Raw genomic sequence first — 21,538 nt, 5'->3', positions numbered from 1 at the left:
CCACCGCAACGGTCACCAGTTGCGGCCGTGCCGGTAGTTGTGCACCCAGCGGTAGTAGATGCTGTCGAGGGTGAGCGGGCTGGCCGTGCGGATGGTGCCGAGCCAGTCCCGGTTGTGTGCGATCACCCGCTCGGGGCCGCGGGGCACCAGGATGTGGTCGGTGGCGAGGCGGCGGGAGATCACCGGGGCGCGGTCGCCGATATCCGTGACCACAATGCGCCGGGCCGCCGGCGGTACCGCGGTGAACCGGTCGAGGCTGCCGAGGTGCCATTCGCCCACCCAGTCTTCCCGCCAGTCCGCGACCAGCGCGGTGCCGGTGGACCGCATCCGGCCGGCGTATTTCGGGCCCCAGTCGACCATGTTCCAGGCGAACAGTCCGATGCGCCCGTCGCCGGTGAGGTCTACCGGCAGGAACCGGTCGTGCTCGCGCATGCCGCCCCAGCCGGGAACGTCGCCGTCGTAGCGGCGCTGATACGCGAAGGCGCTGCCGGTGGAGCGGAACATCCCGAGGTAGGCCTCGGACCAGTCCCGTCCGTTGAACAGGTAGAGGTCGTCGCGGCCGTCCGCGTTGAAGTCGCCGATGTAGATCTGGTCGTGCTTGGCGAAGCCGCCCCAGCCCGGCAGGTCGTCGGTGTACATGCGGATGCACCGCAGCCCACCCCGTTGCATCCGGCACAGGCCGAGGTAGATGGATGACCAGTCCTCCGCGTTCCAGATGAGCACGTCGCTGCGTCCGCTGCCGGAGAAGTCCCCGAGCTGCACCTGGTCGCGGCGGCGCATGCCGCCCCAGCCGGGGATGTCCCCGTCGTAACGCCGGGTGAGAGTGAACCCGGTTCCGGTGGAGATCAGGGTGGCGACGTAGGGCATGGACCAGTCGGTGAAGTTCGTCACCAGCAGGTCGTCGCGGCCGTCGCCGTCGAAGTCGCCGACCAGGAAGCGGTCATTGCGGGCGAACCCGCCCCAGCCCGGGATATCGGCGTCGTAGCGGCGGATCAGCCGCAGGCTGCCATCGGCCGCCACCTTGATCAGGCCGAGCAGCGGGATGGTCCACCAGGTGGGGTTGTAGACGACCAGTTCGTCGCGGCCGTCGCCGTCGAAGTCGCCGGCGATATAGACATCCCCGGGCCGGATGCCCCAACCTCCGGGGATGATGCCGGCCGTGCTTCGCACGTGCTCCCACCGAGGTCCGTCGGCCCGATAGAGGCTGAGCCCGCGACGGTCGATGCCGAAGAACTCACTGCGCCCGGTGCCGGTGAACCGGCCGGTCACCGTGGTGCGGAAGGTGCGACCCGTCTCATCGTGATGCTGCTTCTTCATCTCGGTGTAGCAGACCGGGCAGAACTCGTCGGCGTTGTGGCGCATCCGGCAGTTGACGGCTGGCCGGTAGATTCCGGTTTCGAAGGTGTTCGCTCCTTCGAACAGGCCGGCATCCGTCTGGTCGTCCCAACCGGCCGGCTTGGTGCCCGCCGTGTACCCGGAATTTGCGCCCGTGCCGGTCGGCACCGGGGTGCCCGGCGCGATGTACTGACGCCACTTGATCTTGGACCGCCTGGTCTCGATCGTCACGTTCACCCGGCCCGGCTCCGAGCCCGTGTACGCCCCCTTGCCGGTGGCGCTGTACTCGTCGGCCAGGTTGGCGAACCCGTGGCCGAACTCATGGGCGATGACGGCGGCCGACTCCTGGGTGGTGACTTTGAGCACGTCTCCGGAACGGAGCCCGCCGGAACGCGTCGAGTTCACGACGATGAGCACGAAGTCAGCATGGGGCGCCCAGATGGCGCGGGCAAGCAGCAGGTTGCACGCCGTGTCTTCGCCATCCTCGAACCAGTTGTGCCACCACTCGCCGCTCGAGATGATATCGAGGGCGGTGTCGACGATGTTCTCGGTGAAGGTGTCGTCAGCGAGATTGCTCGGGGTGCCCATCAGGTTCCAGTTGCGCGTGCTGACGCCGGAATTGTTCGATTCGAGGTTGACGCGCACGATGTTCCACGCGGAGATGTCTTCGTTGAAGGCGTCGCGGAGGAAGACGTCGCGCATGACCTCGTCGCGCACGTAATTGTTGTAGATGGTCTGGTCGGCACCGGCGGCGAACCCGTCCCCGAAGATTGCGAGCGTCTTGCCGCTCGACCCGACGTCCTGAAGGACGGTGCGGCTGTTGGCCATGACGGAGCTCCTTTGCTCGGTCTGCGTGCGGGAAAGTATGCGCGCCCGTCGCCTCCACCACAAGGGCGACTTTGACCGCCCCGAGGCGACTCTCGACACCTACCCCTGATCCCCGACGCGATCGACAAGCTGCGTGCCGCCGTCGCCGGGCATCCGCTTTCCCACAGGGGCGGATGCCCGGCGTCAGCGATGTCTGGAGACCAGCGGCTTCTAGGCGCAACCCTCCATGAGTTGGATCCCGTGCTCGGTCTGCCGGTTCACCAGCACGGAACCCTGGGAGTCGCAAATGGCATTCACCAGCAACGCGTAGCCTTCCCCACTCTGGTAGTTCCCGTTCGCGCCCGGCAGATCCGGCACGGTTCCCGGAGGAACGAACACCCATCCTTCCGGGGCTCCCGGGAAGACGCTGGGCAGCCAGGCCCAGTTGCCTTTGAAGACGGGCCCGTCGGTACAGTCCGAGCCGCATGCGGCCGGCGGACGTGAGACGTTGACGCAGTCCAGGGCGTAGGCGGCCGTGGGTACAAAGACGAGCCCGGCCGCGATGCCGACCGTTATGAGGGATTTCTTGAACACGATTACTCCTTGAGGGTTTGCGATATGGACGCCGCACCCCCCAAACGGGTGACAACGACAATACTCAGGTTTGAGCCGGGGTCAAGAAAATTCTTCTTGCGGCCTGACTACTCCCTGCAAGCTTCGTGGGATTCGCTCGGCCGGCAACCTCGTCGCCGTACCGTGGAATCTCAAGCAAAGGAGTTCCCATGCCGAGCCTGACCGGTAAGACGATCGCGTTCCTCGCCACCAACGGTTTCGAGGATTCCGAGTTGACGAGCCCGTGGCAGGCGGTGACGGATGCCGGCGCCTCCGCCGTTCTGGTTTCGCCGCTGTCCGGTTCCATCGAGGGCAAGAATGGTCATGGCCAGTCGGTGGACGTGATATCTGGCGATGCCGACGCATCCGCCTTCGACGCCTTGGTGTTGCCTGGCGGCGTCATCAATTCGGACCATCTGCGGATGGACGACGCATCCGTCTCGTTCGTGAAGGCTGTCTTCGGCCAGCACAAGCCGGTCGGCGTGATCTGCCACGGTGCGTGGATTCTGACGGATGCCGAGGTGGTGAGTGGTCGCACACTCACCTCGTACCCAAGCCTGAAGACCGACCTGCGCAACGCGGGTGCTGACTGGGTGGACAAGGAGGTTGTGGTCGACCAGGGACTCGTCTCAAGCCGCGGGCCGGACGATCTGCCGGCGTTCAACGCGAAGATAGTGGAGGAGTTCGCCGAGGGAGAGCACGCCGGGCAGACTGCATAGCGCGATTCCTGAGCCCCCGCTCCCTGAGCGACCCCGCTCCCTGAGCGACCCCCGCTCCCTGAGCTTGTCGAAGGGAGCCTACGAGTAGCTGTAGCCAGCCGGAATCGACAGCAGGATCCACCCCATCGTGACAAGGACGATGATGCCAAGGGTTACCGCGCCGAGCACGAGCCCAGCAAGCGCCTGCCCGCGCCCGAGCCCGCCGAGCGCTCGTGAACGGGTGCGCCCGATCACGCCGAAGATCACCGCGAGCACGCCTGGGACGAATGCAAAGAACGCGGCCACCAGCCCGAGGATCGGGATGACGGTCCACACACCCACGGCGATAGCGACGATGCCAAGCACAAGGGCGGCCACGGCCATACCGTTTGACGGCGGACGCACCACCTGCTGGTAGATGGTCCGCGAGGGTCCGTACGGCGGCATCGGCTCGGGGTTGCTCATGCCGCGATTATGGCAGAGCCCTGCGATGGGCGAAATTCCCCCGAGCGGGGCGGATGTCCGCGCCCGCCGCTACAGTGGTGCTCAGGTTCAAGAGTGACGGCCGTAGGTACCTGGCTGGCTGTCCGGCAACCCTCTCCATCGTGTGGGGTGCCCCAGGGGAAGAACTGGCCCGCGGCATCCGTCGCCGGCAAGTCGATGGGGGTGTGCGCCTCCGGGAGGGAGGCGTCATGCCTCAGAATTTCGATGCGGATGCCACGGGGTTGGCGAAAGCGCAGGCCAAGTGGGATCCGATTCCGCATGAGCGCCGGGTGCGCTGGTGTCAGATGCAGCTGGACTATCCGCCCGTGTGGTTCGGCACATTCCCGATGATCTACACGGCACGCGCGGCGCAGCGGGATGGGTACACGAACATCACCGAGTGGGTGGAGGTCGCGCACGACTTCGAGAATGCCGGCTTCACGCCCGAGCAGTACTACCTGCTGCGAATGTGCATCAGCACCAGCCTGAATGGAGGGCGAGACCACCGGCTCCTGTACTTGCACCGGGGAAACCGGGGCGGGCCGGAGTGCCGCTACATTAAGGCATCCGACTGGGTGCTGTGGCCGGAACTCGTCGCATCAGGGATGACACCCATGCGCGCGGCCGGGCTCATCCTCGACGGCGGCAAGAAGGCGTTCCCCGACGGGATGATCCTCGACGGAAGCGGCCGAGTGATCTTGAGTACGGACGATTGACGCCCTTGCTGCTCCGCACGGCCGACACCCGCACTGGGTCTGCGCCGGCACCCGCTTCTCCCCCTAGCGTGTAGGCGTACCTAGGGGGATGTTGTGGGCAGAGCGCCGTGGCGGCCAAAGTTCGGCGCGAGTTTCTGGGTGGTGACGCCGCTGGTGGTGGTCTTCACCATCGCGGGCGTCGCATCCGGCGGGTTGGGCGGGCTGCTGCTCGCGTGGGGTCTCGTCGCGCTGGCCACCGCACTGTACTCGGTGGTGACCGGACGCGCGGGCTGGGCATCCGTTCCCGGTCGCAAGGTCGCTGCCGTCGTGTTGGCGGTGTCCCTTGTCGTGATGGGGGTTGGCGCGACGCTGCTACCGCCGCGCGCTGACGAGTCGCTGGCGAGCGCGGAGTCGCCAGCATCGAAGCCAACGCAGACCCCGAAGCCGACGGTGACGGATGCTCCGGCGCCGGAGCCAGAACCGGTCGCCTCCCCGACAACCCAGCCGGCGGCATCCGGTGGCGACTCGACGGCTCTCGCGTTGTTGGCAACGCTGCCTGTCAAGGGCAAGTCGCCGATGACCGGCCACGACCGCACCGGCATGTTCGGCAGCGCGTGGCTGGACGTGGACCGCAACGGATGCGACACCCGCAACGACATCCGGCAGCGTGACTTTGCGTCGACCGTGAGAAGCGGGCCGTGCAAGGTGACGAGCGGGGTGCTGGTGTCGCCGTACACGGGCGAGACCATCAACTTCGTGCGCGGCAACGAGACGTCGATGGCCGTGCAAATCGACCATGTGGTGGCGCTCGCAAATGCATGGCAGACGGGTGCGCAGCAGTTGAGCCAAGACCAGAGGATCGCGTTCGCCAATGATCCGATGAACCTGTTCGCGGTGGATGGTGCATCGAACTCGCAGAAGGGTGCGGGCGACACGGCGACCTGGCTGCCGAAGTCGAAGTCGTTCCGGTGCACCTATGTTTCGCACCAGGTGTCGGTGAAGGCGGCGTACGGGCTGTGGGTAACGAAGGCGGAGCACGAGGCGATGACCCGCGTGTTGAGCTCGTGTGCGGATGCGCCCACGGTGTTCGAACCCGTCCCTGTGCCGGTAGTCGCGCCTGTTGCACCTGAACCGGCGCCGGTTGCGTCTGGCTGCGACACGAACTACTACGGCGCGTGTGTGCCGATCGCCAGCGACGTGGGCTGCGCCGGCGGCAGCGGGAATGGTCCGGAGTATGTCCGCGGCCCGGTCACTGTTGTCAGGGACGACATCTACGGTTTGGACATGGACGGTGACGGTATCGCCTGCTGAGGGGCCACCTCTAAGAAGCTTCGTACCTTCCAAAGCCATCCATGCGATCAGTCTGACGTCGCCCTTGTCGATCGGTAGGAGCGGCTCAACCTTTTCTGGCTGGATACCGAATTCTTCAAGGATGTCGATGATGGCTGCGATGCGTTCGACCGGTGGGCCTTCTGTGCGAAGCGCTTGGCGCAACGCACGTGAAGCCTTCGTACTTGATACAGACTTCAGCCGACGACCAACTCCCCCTGCCTCGAGGCACCAAGCGAGCCGCCGTGGTCAATGGCAATCTGGGCAGTTCACGGAAGGACAAGGGCAGAGGTGCTGCAAGCCACAACTGGCAGACGGAACGCAACACTTAGACCCTGACGACTTCTTGACTCGCTGTGCGTCTTGATCACCAATATCGGTGGCGTCTTGTAAAATATCTGATACACGCAGCTAACCGACGCAACGCCCAAGAGAGCCCCTATTGAGTACCTCCTCGCCCCGCACGCAGTTCAGCCACGCTGCCGATGCGACGGCGCGTGATGGGGAGTACGAACAGTCGATCAAGTCTCGTCAACGAGTGAAGGCGTATGGCGAAGTCTTCACGCCGCGCCGCATGGTGAATCAGATGCTCGACCTCGTCCGCACTGAGCTGGAAACTGGCCCTCAGTTCGTCGACAAGACCTTCTTCGAGCCGAGCGCCGGCGACGGCAACTTCCTGATCGCCATCCTGCGGCGCAAACTGCACGCGATCAAGAGGCGTTACCAGCCGGAGTTCTGGCCGACCGAGTCGCTGTTCGCGCTCGCGTCGATTTATGGGATCGAGCTTCTCGAAGACAACCTCACGGCGGCGAAGTCCGGGCTGCTCACAGAGTTCACAGCCTTCCACGAAGGCTACGGCGTGCGCTGCAACTATCGGACGAACCTCTATCGCGCCGCCGAATACCTCGTAGCCACGAACATCCTCCACGGGAACACACTCACCGGGATTGATGCTTCTGGAGAAGCAATCCAGTTCTCGTGGTGGCACCGGGTGCTCAACGTCCCCGGGATGATACAGCGCGACCCATTCACACTTGCCTCGCTGCGTGGAGCGAGTACCGGCGCCTTTGACTTCGCCGTCTACGACACCTACGCGCAGTGCCGAATCGACCATGTCCACAAGGAAGTGAGAGCCGTTGTCTAGCCCGAACATCAACACTTACCGCGAGATCACCCCGTTGATCTACTCATGGTCTACCCCAGACATCCCCAAGTACGCGGGCTGGGAGAAGATCGGATACACGGAGCAGGACAGCGCCGCCACGCGCATCGCTCAGCAGGCTTCACAACTCTCGGTCGCCAAGAAACAAAACTGGTCGCGTCGCGCCTTCTTCACGTCCGAGGCCGGCGGGACTTTTAAAGACGGCGACTTCCACGCTTATCTGCGTCAACTGGGTGTCGAACGTGAACTCAAGCCAGAACGCACCGAGTGGCACCACTTCGATGGTGCCGCAAAGTCGTCACTCGAGTACTTCAACTCTTTCGCCGGCCAGGACTTTGCGGATCTTCAGACGTCCGGTCAGGACGATTACGCTCTTCGCCGCGAGCAGCTAGCCGCAGTCGAGCAAGCGCTCGCCGTGTTCAACGAGGGTGGCACAGAGGCGCTGTGGAATGCCAAGCCGCGATTCGGCAAGACGCTCACGACCTATGACCTGATGCGCAAAATCGAAGCCAGAAAGGTGCTCATCGTCACCAACCGGCCAGCGATCGCCAACTCGTGGTTCGACGACTTCACTCGCTTCATTGGACACCAGACGACGTACAAGTTCGTCTCGGACTCGCCTTCGCTCGCATCGCGCTCGTGCATGACTCGTGAGCAATGGCGCAAGCATCTCACAGGCGCCAGCAGCGAGGATCCCCGGATTGTCGAGTTCGTCTCTCTCCAGGACCTCAAGGGCTCGCAGTACTTCGGCGGCGTCCACAAAAAGCTCAAGCACATCGCTGACTTCGAGTGGGATCTGCTAGTCATTGACGAGGCCCATGAGGGCGTCGACACGACGAAGACTGACGTCGCGTTCGACCAGATCACTCGGTCGTGGACGCTGCACCTCTCGGGAACGCCGTTCAAGGCATTGGTGTCTGGCCGATTCAGCGACAGCCAAATCTTCAACTGGACCTACGAAGACGAGCAAACGGCGCGCGCGAGCTGGGACGACGACGCTGTCGAGAATCCATACGGGGCTCTTCCGCGACTCAACATGCTGACCTACCAGGTCTCTCGGATGATCACCGACCAACTCGCTCTCGGCGTCGCAAGCGACGAGGACAGCGCAAACATCGACTTCACGTTCGACCTGAACGAGTTCTTCAGCACGAAGGACAACGGCTTCTTCGAGCATGAGAGCGAGGTAGTGAAGTTCCTCGATTGCCTCGCGACGAACGAGAAGTACCCATTCTCCACTCCTGAGCTGCGCGACGAGATCCGTCACTCGTTCTGGCTTCTGAACCGTGTTGCTTCAGCGAAGGCACTCCAGAGACTCCTGAAGAACCACGAGGTGTTCAAGGACTACGACGTGATCCTCGCCGCAGGCGACGGCCGCGAAGACGATGCCGATCTGGCTGTTGTCGGCAAGTCCCTGGATAACGTGCGCACCGCGATCGCCTCAGCCGAAAGCACGGGTGGCAAGACGATCACACTCTCTGTCGGTCAGCTCACCACGGGCGTCACCGTGCCCGAGTGGACCGCGGTCATCATGCTGTCGAACCTCTCGTCGCCAGCGCTCTACATGCAGGCCGCGTTCCGCGCGCAGAACTCGTGCACGTTCGAGCGCGGCGGCAAGGCGTTCCAGAAGAAGAACGCATACATCTTCGACTTCGCACCCGAGCGCACGCTCACAATTTTCGACGCGTTCGCGAACAATCTGAGCTCGACACCGTCCAACGATCAGAGCGTTCGTCAGGACAACATCCGCGAGCTGCTGAACTTCTTCCCGGTGATCGGCGAGGACTCAGATGGCCGCATGGTTGAGCTCGACGCATCACAGGTGCTGACCTTCCCTCAGACATTCAAGGCTCGGGAAGTGGTTCGCCGCGGGTTCCTCTCGAACCTGTTGTTCGCCAATGTCGGGGGCATCTTCAGATACTCGGAGCACGTCAAGGAGATCCTGGAGAAACTGCCGCAGGCGAAGCAGGGGAAAACCAAGACCGGCGGGAGCATCGACCTCCCAGAGCCTATGCCCTCGCTCGATCCCGACGGCAATGTCCAGGTCGACATCGAGACGGTCATCAATCCAAAGGTCGCAGAACTTGGCAAGCCCGTCTGGCGCATCGAAGACATCGCGCCCGTTGATCGCGAGGGTTCCCCGCAGAGCACTGCGCGACAGATCGCGAAGCTGGTGACCGAGAAGGCCCGCGAGACCCGCGAGAAGCTCGCGGAGGAGTACACCCTCTCTGCAAAGCAGGTAGAGCGCGATGAGAAGCAAACTGAGGCCCGCGTCATGGCCGACGTTGAGCGCGTTCTCACCGAGCGAGGCATCGCCGAGAAGCACTTCGCTGACGCATTGGATGAAGCAGCCACCGAAGCTGACGCCGCGGCGATTGAGCAAGAGAAGGCTGCGCACCACGAGTCGTTCAGTGCCGATATCCTCGCGCTGGTCAACGCGCGCACCGACGAGATCGCGGCCGACGTAGTTACTCGCGAAGAGACGAAGAAGGAGCAGAAGCGCGCGAACCAGACGATGGACGACGCACGCTCGCACTTGCGCGGCTTCGCCCGCACGATCCCCATGTTCCTCATGGCGTACGGCAACAGAGACATCCGTCTGGCGAACTTCGATGACTACACGCCTGACCACGTATTCGAGGAGATCACCGGCATCACCGAGGCCGACTTCCGCGTGCTACGCGACGGTCAGGAGGTCACCGAGGAAGACGGAACTGTCATCCAGATCCCGGGGATGTTTGACGAAGCCGTCTTCGACAAGGCAGTCCAGGAGTTCCTTGACAAGAAGGAATCGCTCGCTGACTACTTCAACGAGTCACAGGCTGAGGACATCTTCGCCTACATCCCGCAGCAGAAGACGTCGCTTGTGTTCACGCCTCGCTCGGTGGTGGAGACGATGGTCGATGTGCTCGAAGCGGAGAACCCCGGCATCTTCGAGGATCCGACGAAGACGTTCGCCGACCTGTTCTCCACTGCCGGGCTGTTTCTCATGGAGCTCGTGCGGCGTCTCGATGCAGGACTAACGGGCGTGATTCCGGACCAGGAAGAGCGGCTGCGGCACATTCTCACGAAGCAGATCTTCGAGATGAGCCATAACGAGCTGCTGCACAAGATCACTCTCGAGGCCGTCTCCGGCGGTGTGCCCGAGCGTCGGGCGTGGATCGAAGGCTCCGGGCACTTCAAGGTCGGGGACATTGCACGGATGAGCCTGGAAGAACGACAGCAGATTGTCGACAAGATGTTGACGGAAGGACACTGATAATGAGCAAGAAGTTCGACGTCGTCATCGGCAACCCGCCCTACCAGGACGAAGCCACTGGTGACGCCACGCACAACATGCCCATTTACCACCTGTTCATGGAGGCCGCGTACGAGGTCGGGAAGAAGGCCGTGCTTATCACCCCTGCGCGATTCCTCTTTAACGCGGGATACACGCCGAAGGTTTGGAACGCGAAGATGCTTTCGGATCCGCATCTGACTGTGCCGCACTATGTCCCTAACAGCGACCAATTGTTCCCTGGAACCGACATAAAGGGTGGTATCGCAGTCACCTACCGTGACGAAGAGAAGAACGAAGAGCCCATCGGAACCTTCACGAAGTCCCCGGAGCTCAATGCGATTCTGCACAAAGTACTCCTCGGTAAGAGTGGATCTATCGCATCCGTAATCACTAGCTCGCGCTCGTACCGCTACACCGAGGCGATGCACGCCGACTACCCTGAGGCCGTAGACACAATGTCGGCAGGTGAGCAATACAAGGTCAACACAAGGACTTTTGAACAGCTCTCATTTCTTTACCATGAGAACCAGCCTGCCGATAGTCACCGTTACGTCCGGATGCTTGGTCTTATCAAGAACAAGCGCGTTTCGCGTTGGATCCGGAGCGACTACGTCACAGGCCCCGAAAGTTTCACCACTCACAAGGTCGCGATGCCCGCTTCCAACGGTTCCGGCGTTCTCGGCGAAGTACTGTCTTCTCCCCTCGTTCTGGCGCCGAACGAAGCCGCTACTCAGACGTTCATCACGATCGGCTCCTTCGCGGAGCAGTCAGAGGCCGATGCTTGCCTCAAATATGTGAAGAGCAAGTTCGCCCGAACCATGCTCGGCGTGCTCAAGATCACGCAGCACAACCCGGCGAAGGTCTGGAAGTACGTCCCCCTTCAGGACTTCACAAGCGCCGCTGACGTTGACTGGTCGAAGTCGATCCCGGAGATCGACCAGCAGCTCTACTCGAAGTACAAGCTCGATGCCGACGAGATTGCTTTCATCGACTTACACATCAAGCCGATGGGGTGATCATGGGCGAAAATCGGGCTTCTGACGCTCCGATGGCGGAGATCGCCACCAAGATCCACGAGACCCGCGTCTCGCTCGGATGGACGCAGAACGAGCTCGCTGGGCGCGCGGGCGTTTCCCGCCCCACGGTCGCCCGCATTGAACGCGGAGACGACATTTCGACCGCGACCCTAGAGAAGATCGTGCTAGCCCTTGAGCTCAGGATCGAGCTGACCTAAGCAAGGTCGATCGAGGAGAGAACCCCTGAGGCCGTCAGGCTCCGGGGATTCTTGGTTGTCATTCGGCTCGCGGCAGCCATGTCTCGGAGCCGCCTGGGGCGCTCCTGTCTCGGGCCTTGAGCTCAGCGAGGTCAATCGCCAGAATGTCGGTGATCTCCTGAACGCTGTATCCCGCGCACTGATGCATTTTTGCCTACCAGGAAGCAGGGTGCGCAGAGATTTGAGTGGGTGCGGCGGATACCCGTTGCGGGCTAGAGACTGTCCACTAGCCACGAGGACGGCTTGAGTCACCGATAGTGTGACAGTGCAAACGCCGGTGACCAATCGGGGCGCAATGGGGGAACAGACAATGCCGTCACTCGTAGCTTGGCTCGACGCATCGAGCGAGGACCAGCGCCGCATGCGCGAGATCGTCAACCTCTTCAGCGAGCGCGACAGCCGCGACGAGTTGGGTATCGGCCAGATTCGGGACGCTCTCAGTGACAAACTCTTCCCCGGCACATCGACCCTGCTCACGCGTGCTCGCTACATGCTACTCATCCCCTGGACATTCGTCGCAGCCACAAGATATGGCGCGGACGCTGAAGACATCGAGCGCCGCATCGACAAGAATGAACGCAACCTCATCGTCTCGCTTAAGCGCGACACTGACGGCGAGGGACTGCTAGGCAGGACTGCGGGCGCTGCCCTCAAGACGCTCCCGTCGAGCATCTATTGGGTTGCGCTTCGACAGTATGGCATCCTCATTGACCCATCGCTCAGCCAGGCTGACGCGATCGCGGCGGGATTTGGCCGCACCACAGGAGAGGATGACCTTCCGCATCCGATTGGCCCCTGGTCTGGCACGCTACCTCCCCTCCCCGACGGCTTCCCCGAGAACACAAACGGAGGTTTTGACCTCAACAAACCAGAAGCAGGATGGCTGCACGACCGGATGCTCGAAGGGGCCGAGGGTTCTCTTCTCGCCCACCTCGTGGACAATCGACCGCAACCAGAAAGCGCTGCCCCCTGGTTCGATCCGGCCACCATCGAAGCGCCCTCGAACACCGCTGACGAGCTTCACCATGCACAGATGTTCTCACTCGCCATGCATGGCGCCTCGCTGCTCTACAACCTCCTGCTCGCCGAAGCATATGAAGCAGCCGGATACGACCGCATTTCCGGAGCAGCAGACGCCTACCGCGAGCGTCTCGTCGAATGGCAGACCAACCGCGATGTGTTGGCACCTGAACTTGCGTTGTGGCGGCGCAACGATTTTTGGACGCTCGTGTACTCGAAGAACCCGCGCATCAACAACTCGTCGAGGGTGTTCGTCGACGCGTGGCTAGACGCCGTCACAACCGGCGGGCACACTCCGGTTTCAGACAATAGTGATTTGCGCGCCTTCATCGACCGACGCGAGAGACGGCACAAGGGTCCGCAAGCGAGGCTGCAAAACCCTCGGCTACTCCAAAGCTGGCAAGGCGCATCCGGCGCCGGCGCGCTCACCTACCGATGGCGACAAGTACGTGGCATCCTCATCGACCTGCATGACGGACTGGAACGTGACGATGCTTGAACCTGATGCTCGCGCAGCCCTCACCGAGCAATTGCGCCCACCAAGCGGCTACGAGCTCGTGCACGCTGTCGGCACGACCTTCACTCTTGACCTCACGAGCGCCCTCACGGTTCCGCTGTCATTCGCGGGGCATCAGGTGCGAGAGAGTGATGATCCGATCGCCATTCTCGACGCCGTGCGACGAGCCGCGGACCGCGTGGACATTTTCGCCCAGGCCGGTCAAATCGCGGTGCCGAGGGCAGCATCCGATCTTGTCGCATTCCTGGAGCCGATGGTGCATTCGGTCACCCCAGCCCGACCGGGCGCACTGTTCCATCCCAAAGTTTGGTTGCTTGAATACGCCCGCGGCAATCACCGTAGCTACCGGATGCTCTGCTCCAGTCGCAACATCACCAGTGACCGGAGCTGGGATCTCGTCGTGCGGCTTGACGGGTCCGAGAGTGAAGTATCGAGCGAGAAAAATGAGCCACTCAGCGACCTCTTGCGCACCCTTCCAACACTCGCGGTAACACCGCTTCCCGCTGAGCGTCTCAGCCGCATCGAAGGTCTTTCAGATCGCCTATCGAAAGTTGCATGGGACCTCCCGCCCGATATTCGCGAACTCTCGTTCCATGCACTCGGCATTGGCCGGCCACAGACGCTCAACTTCACCGGGAAGCGGCACCTCGTGATTTCACCGTTCGTCTCGGATGACGGAATCGCCAGTATCACTTCGTCCCGCAGGGAGCCGGTGCAAGTTATTTCGCGGGCCGAGAGCTTTGACCGACTACAACCAGACACGCTCAAGTACATCAATGCGCATGTGCTCGACGATGCTGTTCGCGACAACGATGAAGTCGACGACGACCCGTTGGTTGGCCTGCACGCGAAGGCTTATTTCCTGGATCGCCTGTCAGGGTCACGAGCCTTCGTTGGATCGGCGAACGCCACGCAGGCAGCGTTCGGGGGCAATGTCGAGTTGCTGGTCGAGATGGTGGGACCACAACCGCGCATTGGGGTCGGCGCTGTCTTCGGCGAAGAGTCAGATCTGCGAAAACTCACCATCCCCTATGTGACGGCTGGCGGAGTACAAGAGACGGATGCAGAGAAAGCCGACCGTGCGCTAGAGGAGGCCATCCGATCTCTCGCCGCTGTCCGCCTGCGCAACACCGTGCAGCGCGACGGTGAAGACCGATACTCGATCGAAATGCGAGCGCTCACCGCTCCGAAAACCTCCCTCGACATCGTCACCCAAGTGCAGCTGCTGACCAGACCAGGGAACGCGCAACCGTTGCCAACAAAAGGTGGCCCGTCCGCAGTTTTCGCTGGTCTAGACCTCACTGAAATCACACCTTTCGTCATCATCCATGCGACCGACTCGCGAGGTGAACGCAGAAGCACGGTGGTATGCGCAGAACTGATCGGCGATGTTCCGAACAGGCGAGATGCGGTGCTGGCCCAGCAGATCAACACACCGGAGAAGTTCCTCCGGTTCCTCTATCTCATGCTCACCCTCGGCGGATCCACCAACATGCGCTTGCCACTCGGCAACACGGGTGGCTTCGGCTCATGGTCGAGTGATGCAGCAGGAGTTTTCGAAACCCTGGTTCGAGCGCTTGCCACAAACCCTGACGCTCTCGACGACCTGGCCAGGCTGGTCGAGCGGATGAGGGCCCAGGTCGACTCCGCCGCGTCGCTGCCTGCTGGGTTCGATGAAGTGTGGGAGCCAGTCTGGCGTGCGCGGCTCGCACAGAAAGAGGAACCCACATGAACGGATTCTCCGCGGATGCCATCCTCTCGGAACTCAAGGGATTTCAGCGAGACGCCGTTGATCATGTGATGCACCGCCTTTACGATGCGCCGAACGCCAGCGGGCGTTTTCTTGTCGCCGACGAGACGGGGCTGGGCAAGAGTGTTATCGCCCGGGGAATCATTGCCCGAACCATCGAGCGTCTGCAGAACGATGACAGCGTTAACCGAATCGACATCGTCTACATCTGCTCAAACTCAGACTTGGCTTCGCAGAACTTGCGACGACTCAACGTCACCGGCGACCCCCACATCGGTCTGACGAGCAGGCTCACACTGCTTGCACGCGAGTCGCATCGACTCTCTGGCGTACCGACAGCGCACGGTAAGCCGGTTAACCTGGTTTCGTTCACTCCAGGAACATCATTCGACATGGGTTCCTGGCGCACCGGTTCCGGCGAGGAACGCGCACTTCTGCACATCATGCTTACCGAATTGCTGAGCCTGTCGAGGCCGCAGCAGCGTGCATCGCGGATGCTGTTTCAAGCGTCAATCAAGACCAGAGATGCGTTCTCCTACCGAATCAGCCGAATGGAGCGCGGTCTGGGTGGGCGCGTGGATCCGTCCATCCTCAATTCATTCCGCCAAGGCATCACGGAGTCGGGTCTGCTCAATGACTACCTCATCGCGCTGGACGACTTGGCGGGAAAGCAAAAAATACCCGACTCTCTCAAGGATCCGATTCGGCACCTCACATCCAGGCTACGAGCTGCACTCGCCGGCGCGAGCGTGGACTCGTTGGAGCCGGACCTCGTCATACTCGACGAATTCCAACGATTCAGGCACCTTCTCGATGTGGAAGAAGGAGGTGACGCGGCTGAGCTCGCGCACACGCTCTTCAACTATTCAGCGGCGAAGGTACTTCTCCTGTCGGCAACCCCCTACAAGCCGTATACGGAAGCAGTCGAAGAATCCGGCGACGATCATTATTCAGACCTGATGACCACGCTCGGCTTTCTGGCTGACGGGTCCACGGTCTCACTGGGCGAGATCCGCGCGGGCTTTGCTGAATACCGGCAGCAAGTCGTGACCGGTAAACCCGTCGATGGATCGGTGGATCGCCTACGCACAACTCTCCTTACCGTGATGAGCAGGACAGAGCGACCCCACGACGCGGGCATGCTCATCGAACGGCGGCTCGCCTCCTCCGCCGCGAGCGTGGCCGACCTCGCGGGCTATGTCGCACTTGAGCGTCTATCAACCGAACTCGACGTTCCGATCGGGCTCGAGTATTGGAAGTCGATCCCCTACTTTGCCAGCTTCATGGACAACTACAAGATTGCCGGAGCAGTCGATCGACGTCTGGTCGAGACCGACGGCAGCTTGCGCGCCGAGTTGACGGCGCTCCAGCAGCTGGATGCGGAAACGATTCGCGGCTACGGCGAAGTTGATCTCGGCAGTAGCCATTTGCGGGCGGTCGCAGATGAAACACTCGGGCAGGGTTGGTGGAAGCTCCTGTGGATGCCTCCATCACTCCCCTACTTCTTGCCAGGTGATGTCTATGGCTCGATCGCGCACGATAGTGCCACGAAGCGAGTTGTGTTTTCTTCCTGGACGGCGACACCGACCGCCATAGCAAGCCTCTTGAGCTATGAAGCAGACCGGCGAATCGTGGAAGGCTCACGCCTCAAGGTGAATTCGGCCGAGAATCGAAAGTCAATATCTGCCCGTCTCAACTACAAAGTTTCGGCGGAATTCGGGCCGGCCAGCATGTCGACGCTCACGCTTTTCTGGCCGCACCCCGCACTGGCCGAAGCCGGCGATCCGCTCAATATGGTTCGGACGAGCGCCACCGCCCAGGTCACCGCCGAAGAGGCTCAAGCCATTGTGGCCGGCCGGCTCGCATACGGGCCGGAATCCGGGTTCGCTTGGGAGGCGTTCTTCTCGACACCGGGCGCCACCCCGAACGGCGTACCGCTCGACGCGGACGACTTGGCGCAGCTAGTTTCGGCTCGGCCGAGCGGAACAGAAGATGAGCTAGAGGAGAGCGCTGCAGGCAGCCAGGTAATGGCGCACGTTGTCCAAGCAGTCGAGACGATGGCGGCCGCAGGAGCCGCAGCGTGGCATCCTGACCTGGCAAAGCTCGCCCTACATGCGCCCGGCAACATCGCTTATCGCGCGCTCGGACGCGTGCGTGACGCCGACGATGCGACCACGGACCTCGGCCAATGGGCTGCCGCTGCGATGCTGTCAAACGGTCTGCGCAGCCTGTTCAACAGGGTTGAGAGCATGCTGTTGCTGGACAAGGTCAAGGCGTTTGAAGGTGAAGCCTATTGGCACTCGGTGCTCGACTATTGCGCTGACGGCAACTTACAGGCCGCGCTCGATGAGTACCTTTTCCAGCTTCGAAGCGAGACTGCTGGCGCTGCCCTCGACGATGAATTGCTAATGTCCCTGGCAATTCGGGCAGTGAACGCAGTAACCATGCGACCGTCCACGTACCATGCGCGAAACCTCGCCGACGGAGGTGAGCGGATTCCGTTCACTTCACGCTTTGCTCTTCGTTACGGAGGCAAAGCCCAGGAGGAGGAAAGTGCGAGGCAGCCGGAGATTCGCAACGCGTTCAACAGTCCCTTCTGGCCGTTCGTACTTGCGTCGACCAGCGTTGGCCAGGAAGGCATCGATTTCCACTGGTGGAGTCATGCGGTGGTCCACTGGAATGTGCCGTCGAACCCAGTGGATTTCGAACAACGTGAGGGCAGAGTCAATCGTTTTGCCGGCCATGCTGTGCGTAAGAACATCGCTGCAGCACACCGTGCAGACGTCATGGCCTCAGGAGATCCGAACCCCTGGCGGGCAGCCTTCGATGCAGCGGCGGAAACCCACTCGGAGCTCGGAGAGTTCTCGCCATTTTGGATCTACCCTGGCGATGCGAAGATCGAACGCCAGTTGGTGTCGTTCCCTCTCAGTCGCGACCTGGCGAAGATCGATCGTCTGAAGGAAGCGCTGACGCTCTACCGCCTGACGCTCGGGCAGCCACGACAAGAGGACATGCTGGAGATACTCAAGCAACGCGGGGTCGATGGATCGGTGGTGCCGGTGCTGGATCTTCGGCCTCCTACGGCAATTTGATTCGACGTCGACATCTCCGGCTGAATTCGAGGTCGAGGACCCCGAACGCGGCGTTTCCAGAACCTTAGCGCTCGGATACTGTCGAATTACCTTCAAGGATTTCGGAGATTGCTCATGCTCGATGACGGTGCCGACCTCGCTTATCGACCGCACGGTGACGACGGTTGGAGTTGGCTTGCTCAACTGAAGCCGTATTCAGTTCTTGTTGTCGGGCGATGCACGGATCTCGATGCGAAGCGACTTGAATCGATAGCCGTTGGTGACACTCGTACCGTCGATTCCCTGACTGCAAGTAGGCTGCTGCACGATGGTGTCTACCTTGCGGACATTGACGGGACGGTTCACGGCGTGCTGGTCTATGACGCCCGCCCTGAGACGGAGGCCACTCACGGCAAGTACCGCACAGATGACAGTCACCTAGGAAGTGCGCGGGACCTCTTTACTGACCACTGGGCTAACGCTCGCCAATTCCTCGGCTCGGCTCCCATTGCAGCCGGCGACCTCGTCAGGCCACTGTCACAGAAGGTCATAGGGCGTGTACGGCGCGTGACACGCCAAGATTCGCGTCACCTGGTTGAAGTGGAGCTCAAGGACACGATCCAATCCTTCGATGCGGACGATCTCGAGGTAGTGATCGGTGACCCAAGCTCACCGGAGTTTTGGCTCTCGCGGGAACCGGCCACAGCCGATGACATCGCAATGCTCCTGACGTGGCTCAAGCTGAATTATCCGTTGACCGACATGCTCTACTCGTATGCCGCCACCAAGACGACATTTCAGCCATATCAGTTCATCCCTGCACTGAAAATTCTTACGTCATCAACCGGACGCCTACTCATAGCCGACGAAGTGGGCCTCGGCAAGACAATCGAGGCGGGACTCATTTGGACCGAACTCGAGCAACGCGCACCTATTCGGCGAGGGTTGGTGGTCGTCCCTGCGTCGCTGCAAGTGAAATGGAAGCAAGAAATGGAGCGTCGATTCATGCGACCGCTTCCGATACTCAAAGCATCCGACATGAGGGAATTCGCACAACAGCTCCGTGACGACCAAGATCCTGACCTCCTCGGCATTATCTCCATCGAAGCGCTCCGTGGAGCGCCCGAACTTCTAGCAGATCTCGCAGAGTTGAACCCGCATTTCGACTTTGCGATCGTCGACGAGGCACATGTGCTCCGCAATCGTTCGTCACGGTCCTACCATGTGGGAAACCTGCTGTCCGACTGGGCTGACTACCTGGTATTCCTGTCAGCCACTCCGCTAAATCTCGGTTCCGAAGACCTGTTCAACTTGGTGAACCTACTAGACGAAGGAGGCTTCCCGGACCGGGAGATATTTGAAGGTCAGCTCGAACCCAATCGCGCGCTGAACGCGATCGCACGCAACGTTAGTTCGGTGACTACCCGTTCGCGCCAAATCGCTCGCTTGGAACTGGAGTCGATTCCGGCCATGGAACACGGTGAAGCGATCTCTCGGCGCCCTGACTTCAGGAGGCTTCGGGAGACGCTGAGCGGAAATAGGCCGATTGAGCACGGTGAGGTCGCCGCGATCAAGCGCATGGTGGCGGAACTAAACACGCTGGGAGGAGTTCTTAGCCGAACCCGCAAAGTGGACGTGCCGAACAGGAAAGCGATAAGGATCGCCGAACAAATCGATGTGAAATGGACCGAACAGGAGCGTGCTTTCTACGACGGAATTCACGAGCACTACCGCCAGCTCGCTTTGAGTCGCAACTTGCCGCTCGGGTTCGCCATGCAGATGCCGCTTCGCCAAGCGTCCAGCTGTATTCCTGTAGCACAGGAGCGCCTCTGGCAGAAAGAATCTTGGACTTCTAGCGACGATGACGTTGGTTACGACTTCTGGGAAGAGGATGCCGAAGCAGTCGACGACTGGCACGGAACAAACACTTCAGCGTTGGCTACGCGAATCACCCACGATTCCAAGTTCGACGCACTATATGAGCGCCTGAAGATAGCGCGTGCCAACGGAATGACGCAGGTGCTCATCTTCTCCTTCTTCAAGGGCACCGTCGAGTATCTCGCACGCCGCCTCGGCTCAGAATTTTCGGCTCGTCTGCTGCACGGCGGAGTGCCGATGGAGGACCGAGAGGCGATCATCCAAAGCTTCAGGCGCGGGGATTTCGACATCCTGGTGGCGAATCAGGTTGGCTCCGAAGGGCTCGACTTCGAATTTTGTAACGTGCTCGTGAATTACGACCTTCCATGGAACCCGATGCAGGTGGAGCAGAGAATCGGCCGGCTGGACCGATTTGGGCAGAAGTTCGAGAAGATCTTCATCTTCAATATGCACGTGCCGGGAACCATCGAAAGCGACATCATCGAGCGACTCTATAACCGAATCGGCGTGTTCGAGCGGTCCATTGGAGACCTAGAACCGATCATGCGGGACACCATGCGGGAGATCAACGAGCGCGTGCTGGATGTGAGGCTGACCCCCGCTCAGATGGCCGCTGAGATTGATCGATTGGCGGTGGCCACCGAACGCAGGAAAGACGACTTGAGTCAGCTTGAAGAATCAAGCGGCGTGCTGACAACCGTGTCCCAACTCGACGTTGACGGCATGACTCCCGATGGGCCTACCAGCGGACGCTACATTGGCAGTTCCGAGCTGGAGCGGCTACTTCGCTTTCTGGTCGACAAGTACGGGGGATCTCTCAGCGACGGCGCTAGGGAGAATCTCTTCACGTTTCGCGGCACCCAGTCCCTCTCTATTGCTCTACGCGAAGTGCCTCGCACAGACCGGGGCACCATGATCGGCTTCGGGAAGCTGGCGGGTCAGTTGAGAGACTCTATTCCCATCATCATTGCGACAAGCCCCGAGGTTGCCCAGGATTTGAATTGTGAGCTCATCACCGCGCGGCATCCGTTGATCAGACTGGCGACCCACCAACTGGGGCTAGAACCTCATCGCTTGCAGCGATTCGGTTCGGTCAGACTAAAGTCGTCTGACGTTGGGGGCCGCAAATACTTAGCGCGCATCGACATCGTGCGGTCTAGTGGAGTGCGGGACTTGTGCGAACTCTGGGTCACAGCCATCGACGTTGAAAAAGGCTTGCGAAATGAGGACGTCGAAGATCAGCTCATGGTCGAGCTGGCCGAAGGAACGCTCGCCACGGATACAACCTCAGTGCCACCGGCCCTCTCAGCGTTGTCACGGGAGCTTGAACGGATCGTGTCGCAGCGGCAAGCGCACGTGCGACTGGAACGCGGCCAGGACAATTCAGCCCTTGTCGACGCCCGCATCAGTTCGGAGCTCAACTCTGTTTCGATAAAGCTTGATCGAGCCCAGGATCAACTGATTCGGCACCGCTCGGAACGATCCGAATCGAGCCTGAGCCGGATGTTCGAAGGTCGCATCAGAAACCTCACACAGAATAAAGAAGAGATCCGTAGCCGGTATGAGGACAAGCGGCATCTGACGCTCAGCGTGGAGCTAGCCGCAACGATCGTGGTGCACGCCTGATT

At 61.2% G+C, this 21,538-nt stretch carries 14 protein-coding genes and 1 riboswitch; of the genes, 11 read left to right on the top strand and 3 right to left on the bottom strand.

The features are described 5' to 3' along the window. Window positions 1-12 precede the first annotated feature (12 nt). Both ACX3O0_RS15365 and ACX3O0_RS15360 read right to left on the bottom strand, forming a co-directional pair. Entirely contained in the window at window positions 13-2,163 is a 2,151-nt protein-coding gene (locus ACX3O0_RS15365) for a M64 family metallopeptidase (RefSeq protein WP_459108315.1), read from the bottom strand. 210 nt (window positions 2,164-2,373) lie between these two features. Then, window positions 2,374-2,736 carry a hypothetical protein gene (locus ACX3O0_RS15360; RefSeq protein WP_459108314.1) on the bottom strand — a complete coding sequence of 121 codons (363 nt, stop codon included), beginning with the start codon at window positions 2,734-2,736 and terminating at the stop codon, window positions 2,374-2,376. Window positions 2,737-2,924: 188 nt separating this feature from the next. Between ACX3O0_RS15360 and ACX3O0_RS15355 the strand changes: the two genes are divergently transcribed. Further along, window positions 2,925-3,473, top strand: a complete 549-nt coding sequence (locus ACX3O0_RS15355) for a type 1 glutamine amidotransferase domain-containing protein (protein ID WP_459108313.1) — start codon at window positions 2,925-2,927, stop codon at window positions 3,471-3,473. A 78-nt stretch (window positions 3,474-3,551) separates the two neighbouring features. Here the strand turns inward: ACX3O0_RS15355 and ACX3O0_RS15350 are convergent, their stop codons facing one another. Further along, window positions 3,552-3,917, bottom strand: coding sequence for a DUF4190 domain-containing protein (locus ACX3O0_RS15350; protein ID WP_459108312.1), 366 nt, complete (start codon window positions 3,915-3,917; stop codon window positions 3,552-3,554). Between the two features lie 85 nt (window positions 3,918-4,002). Further along, a riboswitch (SAM riboswitch) is annotated at window positions 4,003-4,117 on the top strand. Window positions 4,118-4,144: 27 nt separating this feature from the next. On the opposite strand from ACX3O0_RS15350, the gene ACX3O0_RS15345 reads away from it, so the two are divergent. The 10 genes from ACX3O0_RS15345 (at window position 4,145) to ACX3O0_RS15300 (ending at window position 21,536) form a co-directional block, all read left to right on the top strand. After that, on the top strand, window positions 4,145-4,651 hold the full coding sequence (locus ACX3O0_RS15345; protein WP_459108311.1) for a hypothetical protein: 507 nt from the start codon (window positions 4,145-4,147) through the stop codon (window positions 4,649-4,651). Window positions 4,652-4,744: 93 nt separating this feature from the next. Then, window positions 4,745-5,941, top strand: coding sequence for an HNH endonuclease family protein (locus ACX3O0_RS15340; RefSeq protein ID WP_459108310.1), 1,197 nt, complete (start codon window positions 4,745-4,747; stop codon window positions 5,939-5,941). Window positions 5,942-6,401: 460 nt separating this feature from the next. Next, window positions 6,402-7,103, top strand: coding sequence for a hypothetical protein (locus tag ACX3O0_RS15335; RefSeq protein ID WP_459108309.1), 702 nt, complete (start codon window positions 6,402-6,404; stop codon window positions 7,101-7,103). Beyond that, complete coding sequence (locus tag ACX3O0_RS15330; RefSeq protein WP_459108308.1) at window positions 7,096-10,380, top strand: DEAD/DEAH box helicase; 3,285 nt, start codon at window positions 7,096-7,098, stop codon at window positions 10,378-10,380. Before ACX3O0_RS15335 ends, ACX3O0_RS15330 begins: the two co-directional genes overlap by 8 nt. Window positions 10,381-10,382: 2 nt before the next feature. Further along, entirely contained in the window at window positions 10,383-11,417 is a 1,035-nt protein-coding gene (locus ACX3O0_RS15325; protein ID WP_459108307.1) for an Eco57I restriction-modification methylase domain-containing protein, read from the top strand. Window positions 11,418-11,419: 2 nt separating this feature from the next. Beyond that, window positions 11,420-11,635, top strand: coding sequence for a helix-turn-helix transcriptional regulator (locus ACX3O0_RS15320; protein WP_459108306.1), 216 nt, complete (start codon window positions 11,420-11,422; stop codon window positions 11,633-11,635). Between the two features lie 349 nt (window positions 11,636-11,984). After that, the gene (locus ACX3O0_RS15315; protein ID WP_459108305.1) at window positions 11,985-13,193 is read left to right on the top strand and encodes a DUF6361 family protein; all 1,209 of its coding nucleotides are present in this window, start codon (window positions 11,985-11,987) and stop codon (window positions 13,191-13,193) included. Next, a complete protein-coding gene (locus ACX3O0_RS15310; protein WP_459108304.1) occupies window positions 13,180-14,943 on the top strand; it encodes a phospholipase D family protein in 1,764 nt (587 codons plus the stop codon). Before ACX3O0_RS15315 ends, ACX3O0_RS15310 begins: the two co-directional genes overlap by 14 nt. Continuing rightward, a complete protein-coding gene (locus ACX3O0_RS15305; RefSeq protein ID WP_459108303.1) occupies window positions 14,940-18,053 on the top strand; it encodes a helicase C-terminal domain-containing protein in 3,114 nt (1,037 codons plus the stop codon). Before ACX3O0_RS15310 ends, ACX3O0_RS15305 begins: the two co-directional genes overlap by 4 nt. 114 nt (window positions 18,054-18,167) lie before the next feature. Next, window positions 18,168-21,536 (top strand): DEAD/DEAH box helicase, encoded by a 3,369-nt coding sequence (locus tag ACX3O0_RS15300; RefSeq protein ID WP_459108302.1) that lies wholly within the window; start codon window positions 18,168-18,170, stop codon window positions 21,534-21,536. The last annotated feature ends 2 nt before the right edge of the window (window positions 21,537-21,538 follow it).

Source organism: Homoserinimonas sp. A447 (assembly GCF_054489325.1).
The sequence above is the reverse complement of the archived record's forward strand: the minus strand, read 5'-3'. Positions and strand labels throughout refer to the sequence as shown.